Origin of the sequence: Actinomadura sp. 7K534 (genome assembly GCF_004348575.1) — a bacterium.
GTDB classification, from domain to species: Bacteria; Actinomycetota; Actinomycetes; order Streptosporangiales; family Streptosporangiaceae; genus Spirillospora; species Spirillospora livida.
This window is the reverse complement of record NZ_SMKB01000074.1, coordinates 23,364-29,363: the sequence shown is the minus strand read 5'-3', so window position 1 is coordinate 29,363 and position 6,000 is coordinate 23,364. Positions and strand designations below refer to the sequence as shown.

Genomic DNA, 6,000 nt, shown 5'->3' with positions numbered 1-6,000 from the left:
GCCCCGCGGGCTCCCGCCCCGCGGGCTCCCGCCCCGCGGGCTCCCGAACCGGCCGCCGAGCCGGAGCGGACGGCGAAGTACCGCGTCATCGCACGCCGGGTCAGCACGCCCGCGGTGGCCGAGGACGTGTTCGGCGCCCTGTTCGCCGGTTCCGACCGGGCGTTCTGGCTCGACAGCAGCCGCACCGGCGAGCACGGCGGGCGCTTCTCCTTCATGGGGGACGCGACCGGCCCGCTGGCGCGGATCGCCACCTTCGACGTGGAGACCGGGGCCCTGACGGTCGAGTCGGCGGGCGGGACCGCGCGGCTGGAGCGGGCGTCCTTCTTCGACTGGCTCGACGCCGACCTGCGCGCGCACGCCGCCGAGACCCCCGACCTGCCGTTCGGCTTCCGGCTCGGCTGGGTCGGGTACCTCGGCTACGAGCTCAAGGCCGAGTGCGGCGGGGCGCGGGCGCACCGCTCCCCGCACCCCGACGCCGCCATGATCTTCGCCGACCGGGCCGTCGCGTTCGACCACCGGGACGGGACCGTCCACCTGCTGGCCCTGTGCCCGTCCGGCGACGAGCGCGCGGCACGGGCCTGGCTGGACGCCGTCGAATCCCGCCTGGCCGGGCTGCCCGCCCGGTCACCCGGCACGCCGGCCCCGGCCGCCGACCCGCCGGTGCCCGGCGGGCTCGCGCTGCGGCACGGCCGGCGCCGCTACCTCGACAAGATCGCCGCCTGCCGGCGGGAGATCGTCGCCGGGGAGACCTACGAGGTGTGCCTGACCAACATGCTCACCGCGCCGGTGCGGGCGGACCCGTGGGACTTCTACCGGCTGCTGCGCAGGCGCGACCCGGTGCCGTTCGGGGCGCTGCTGCGGTTCGGCGACCTGGCGGTGCTGAGCGCCTCGCCCGAGCGCTTCCTGCGCGTCTCGGCGGACGGGCGGGCCGAGTCCAAGCCGATCAAGGGCACCCGGCCGCGGTCGGCGGACCCCGCCGAGGACCGGCGGCTGCGCGCCGAGCTGGCGGCGAGCGTCAAGGACCGCGCCGAGAACCTCATGATCGTCGACCTGGTCCGGCACGACCTCGGCGGCGTCGCCGAGACCGGGTCGGTCGAGGTCGACCCGATCTTCGACGTGGAGAGCTACACCACCGTCCACCAGCTGGTGAGCACGGTCCGCGCCACCCTCCGCCCGGACGTCTCGGCCGTGCGGTGCGTGCGGTCGGCGTTCCCCGGCGGCTCGATGACCGGGGCGCCGAAGATCCGCACCATGCAGATCATCGACCGGCTGGAGGAGGGCCCGCGCGGCGTGTACTCCGGCGCCCTCGGCTACCTCTCGCTGTCCGGCGCGGCCGACTTCAGCATCGTGATCCGCACGGCCGTGCTCGCCGCCGGGCGCGTCGAGTTCGGCGTCGGCGGCGCCATCACCGCCCTGTCGGACCCGGACGCCGAGTTCGAGGAGACCGAGGTGAAGGCCGCGCCCCTGCTCCGCCTCCTCGGCGCGCCGTTCCCCGCGGATCAGCCGGCGGAGAAGTGGCGGCTCGTCCAGGCGGACAGCTCGGCGCGGGCCGCGGCCAGCTGAGCGGGCGTCACCGGCGCCCCTGCCGCGGTGTTGGCGACGAGGGCGAAGTGCACCGCCGCGGGCGAGTCGCCGGCCGGGGCGAGCTGCAGCCGGTGCGCCGAGGATGAGCCGGGCTCCAGCGTGGCCCTCACCGCGCCGGAGGCGGGCAGGCCGGTCAGCGCGCCGAGATCGCTGACGACCGTGGTACCGGCGGGGGCGAACGACCGCGGAAGGTGCAGGTCGGTGGGCGCGCCCGTCGCCGACCCCCGCCACACGAGGACGCCGTACTGGCGGCCTTCGACCAGGGCCGCGACGGCGGGCATCGAGGACGGGACGGTGAGCCAGGGCTGCTGCCGCCCCGTCCCGCCGTATCCGGAGCGGGCCAGGTCCTCGAACGCGAACGCCAGGGTGTCGCCGTTCACCGCGGCCGGGTAGAGCCTGTCGAGGACGCGCTGGTCCAGCCGGAGCGCGACGGCGCCCGCGTCGTCGGCGGTGACGACCGAGTGGTCCTCGCCGTTCCACGCGTCGCCCTCGGTCTGCACCTTCCGCGGATTGCCGTTCATCAGCTCGTGGTGGCGGCCGCTGTAGACGTCCCAGTGCCACTGGATCGCCGACAGCACGGACCCGCCGCCGGACGGCCCGTTCCACCAGCCGCGGCCGGGAACGCCGTAGTCCATCGCCTGGTACATTCCGCGGACCATCCACGGGGTGCGGCCGTCGTCGAGCTTGTTGCCGAACTCGGAGACGATCGGCGCGGTGCCCAGCTCCGTGGCGCGCCGCCGGATCTCGTTCATCGGCGCGGCGTAGGTCCCGTCGGACGCGGGGGAGGGGTCGAGCGTCATCCGCGCCCCGTCGTAGTAGTGGGTGTTGAAGACCATCCGGGTACCGAGCCGCCCGACCGTGGACATGCCGCCCTGCTCGAAGAACCCGGTGTTCCAGAAGACCAGCGGCTCCACGAAGGCGGGTTTGGCGGCCCAGCCCGCCTCGTCCATCGCGGCGCGGAACCGGTGGTAGAAGGGCATCAGGTGGTTCTTCTCCCAGTCGGCGCCGGAGCCGCCGTCCAGGCCGCCGTCGAACGGCTCGTTGAACGGGTCGAACCCGATGACGGCGTCGAACGCCTGCCGGGGGAGCTCCCGTTCGAGGTGGATCATGGTCGCCTTCGCCTGCGCGAGGAAGGCGTCCTGGACGCCGACCGGCCCGGCCTCCGTGGCGAGCACCCGGTTGCGCCAGAAGTCGTAGGCGGCCTGGCGCACCGCGCCGTTGTTCATCATGTTCTGGCCCCACAGCAGGCAGATCCCGCACGACTCCCGCGGGTAGTTCCCGGCCTCGATCACCCATTCCGGGGCGCCGTCCCCGGTGTACCAGCTGCCCTCGTGGAACAGGTGCGAGGAGTACAGGTCCTGGTGGTAGTCGAGCAGGACGCGGATCCCGCGGTCGGTGAACTCCCTGATCTGCGCCGCGACCTTGTCGAGGTAGGCGTAATCGATGCGGTCGGGCGCCGGCTGGACCCCCTCCCAGCTGATCAGGAAGCGGACCGCGTTGGCGCCGGTCAGGTCCCGCATCGCCTGGGCGGACCGAGCGGCGTCCGCGGTGGTGCGGAACGGCAGGAGGTCGTTCTCGTAGAGCTTGGTGCTGCCCGAGACGTTGAAGCCGCGCAGCGTGACCTCGCGGCCGTCGGCGTCCCGGAACTCCCAGGCGCCGTCGTCCGGCGCGACGACGACCGCCCCCGGCGGAGCCGCCGCATGCGCGGGCGCCGCGGTGACGGCGGGCAGGCCGGCCACCGCCAGCAGGACCGCGGACAGGAGCCGGACGGGGACGCGGGACGCGTGGAACGCGGGCATGGCGGGGGCCTTTCGTCGCCGGGGCCCTCCACTGTGCAAGAAGGTTCTTGCATCCGCAAGAGCTATCTTGCATCCGTGTCATCCACCACGCGTGAGCGCATCCTCGACGCGGCCTTGGAGCTGATCCAGCGGCGCGGCTTCGGCGGCACGACCGTCACCGACATCGAGGAGCTGGCCGGGCTCTCCCCCGGGAGCGGCAGCTTCTACCGGCACTTCGCCTCCAAGGAGGACGTGTTCGGCGAGGTCTTCGAGCGGGAGCTGGGCCGCGCCCAGGAGCACCGCCGCGCCTTCGAGCGCGGGCCCGTCACCGGCGACCCGCGCGAGGCGCTCACCCGCCGCCTTCTTCAGCAGCTCGACTACCTGGCGGCGGTGCGGCCGCTGATCACGCTGCTGGCCCGCGAGCACGGCCGGTTCCCCGAGCTGACCCGCAAGGTCCGCGGCGCGCTGCTGGACGAGGGCATAGCCGAGGAGGCCGACCACCTCACCCGGGACCTGCCGGAGCTGCCGGGGGAGGAGGACGCGCACGCGATCCTCGCCGTCGTCGTGTCCGCCCTGACCGGGTACCACCTGTCCCGGGAGTTCTTCGGCCGGCCGCCGGCCGATGTCGACCCCGAGCGGTTCGCGGCCGCCCTGGCGGCGCTGCTCACCGCACCCCGAGACTGAGCCTCAGCCGGCGAGCCTCGCGAGGCCGCCGTAGGCCGAGACCTCGGCCGGGGAGGGGGCCGGCGGCTCGTCCGGATCGCGGCGCCACCGCGATACGAGGACCACGCCGGGCGGGACGAGTTCGAGCCCGCGGCCGGCGAACACGAGCCGCTCGAACTCCGCGGCGGTCCGCGGCCGGGTGCGCACCCCGTCGTCGCGGTACCCCGCGGACGCCGGCCGCAGCCGCGGCTCGTGCTCCGGGGTCACGTGGCTCGCGAGGACGTAGCTGCCCGGCGGGAGCGCCTCGACGAACGTCCGGACGATCTCCGCGGGCCGCTCCTCGTCGGGAATGAAATGCAGAATGGCGCTGAGTATCAGTGCGATCGGCTTGTCGAAATCCAAGACCTTGCGCACGAGATCGCTGCCGACAATGGCCTCCGGAGCGCGGATGTCGGCGTCCAGATATCCGACGTTACCCCGGGGGTCGGAGACCATCAGGGCGCGGGCGTGCGCCAGCACGACCGGGTCGTTGTCGACGTAGGCGATGCGCGCCTCGGGCGCGACGCCCTGGGCGACCTCGTGCACGTTCGGCGAGGTCGGGATGCCTGTGCCGATGTCGAGGAACTGCCGGATCCCGGCCTCGGCGGCGAGGTGCCGGACGCCGCGGAGCAGGAACCTGCGGTTCTCCAGCGCACCTGTCCGGATGGCCGGGAAAGCCTCCTCGATTTTGTTCGCGGCACTCCGGTCGGTGGCGAAATTGTCCTTTCCGCCCAACAGGTAGTCGTACACCCGGGCCGACGACGGATGGGTCGCGTCAACGAGGGGGCGCCGGGCCTCGCACGCCAGGCTCTCGGCCGGCGCGGTGCTGTCTTCTCGCGGGGATGACACGTTCCGGTAACTCCACGCTCCTGACGGCGGCAGAGGGGAGTAGCTTAACGCGGCGGGCATTGCCGGAAGGGAGAACCGGGTGCCGTCGCCTCCCGTAGTCGAACGATCGGGGAACGTGATGAGGATCGCCATAGCCGGCGCGTCCGGTCAGCTCGCTCGCGCCACCGCGAAATACCTGCTGGAAAAGGTCTCCCCTGATGACGTCGTCCTGATCACCAGAAATGTGGACGCGCTCGCCGAGTTCGCGGACGCCGGGGCGGCCGTGCGGTACGGCGACTACGACCGGCCGGAGTCGCTGCCCGCCGCCTTCGAGGGGGTCGACCGGCTGCTCCTGGTCAGCCTGCACGAACTCGGCCACCGCGTGACCCAGCACCGCAACGCGATCGACGCGGCCGCCGCGGCCGGGGTGCGGCAGATCGTCTACACGTCCTACATCATGGCCGAGCCGGGCTGCCCGTCCACGGTCGTGCCCGACCACCTGCGCACCCACGAGCTGCTGGACGCCTCCGGCCTGGAGGTGACCTACCTGCGCATGGGGCTGTTCGCGGAGACGCCCGTCACGCAGATCCTCCCGCCGGCGATCGCCCGCGGCGTGCTGGTGGACAACACCGCCCACGCCAAGGGCGCCTTCGTGCACCGCGACGACTGCGCGGCCGCCGCCGCCGCGGTCCTGGCCTCCTCCGGCCACGAGGGCAGGACGTACGACGTCACCGGGCCCGAGCTGCTCGGCTTCGACGACCTCACGACGCTCGCCGCCGGGATCTCCGGCCGCCCCGTCGGCTACCTCAGCGTGCCCGACGACGAGCTCGACGCCCAGCTGCGCGCCGCGGGCGTGCCCGACGACGTGCGGGGCATGATCGTCTCCTTCGGGGTGTCGCTGCGCGCCGGTTACGGGGAGCCGCTCAGCGACGCGGTCGAGCGGCTCACGGGCCGTCCGGCCCGTCCCGTCTCCGACCTCATGGAACGGCACCGCGACCTTCTCGCGGGCTCCTGACGCGCGGTTCCGGCGCGCCGTTTCCTCCGCGAAGCCGCAGCTCCGGCGCCGCCCCGCCGAAACGGTGTGAGCGGGGTATTGACACCGCGCTTT

The 6,000-nt window shown here is 73.5% G+C and carries 5 protein-coding genes; 3 read left to right on the top strand and 2 right to left on the bottom strand.

What is annotated here, in order from left to right; translation table 11 throughout:
* The coding region (pabB, locus tag E1266_RS16850) for an aminodeoxychorismate synthase component I (RefSeq protein WP_132047961.1) at positions 1-1,563 on the top strand (1,563 nt) is incomplete at its 5' end.
* Here the strand turns inward: pabB and E1266_RS16845 are convergent.
* The gene (locus E1266_RS16845; protein ID WP_132047959.1) at positions 1,500-3,383 is read right to left on the bottom strand and encodes a cellulase family glycosylhydrolase; all 1,884 of its coding nucleotides are present in this window, start codon (positions 3,381-3,383) and stop codon (positions 1,500-1,502) included. The genes pabB and E1266_RS16845 overlap by 64 nt on opposite strands.
* Before the next feature lie 75 nt (positions 3,384-3,458).
* On the opposite strand from E1266_RS16845, the gene E1266_RS16840 reads away from it, so the two are divergent.
* Positions 3,459-4,046 (top strand): TetR/AcrR family transcriptional regulator, encoded by a 588-nt coding sequence (locus E1266_RS16840; RefSeq protein ID WP_165966113.1) that lies wholly within the window; start codon positions 3,459-3,461, stop codon positions 4,044-4,046.
* Positions 4,047-4,049: 3 nt separating this feature from the next.
* On the opposite strand, the gene E1266_RS16835 is transcribed toward E1266_RS16840, so the two are convergent.
* A complete protein-coding gene (locus tag E1266_RS16835) occupies positions 4,050-4,913 on the bottom strand; it encodes an SAM-dependent methyltransferase (protein WP_243718496.1) in 864 nt (287 codons plus the stop codon).
* 118 nt (positions 4,914-5,031) lie between these two features.
* Here E1266_RS16835 and E1266_RS16830 point away from each other — a divergent pair, with 118 nt between their 5' ends.
* Positions 5,032-5,907, top strand: a complete 876-nt coding sequence (locus E1266_RS16830) for an SDR family oxidoreductase (protein ID WP_132047953.1) — start codon at positions 5,032-5,034, stop codon at positions 5,905-5,907.
* The last annotated feature ends 93 nt before the right edge of the window (positions 5,908-6,000 follow it).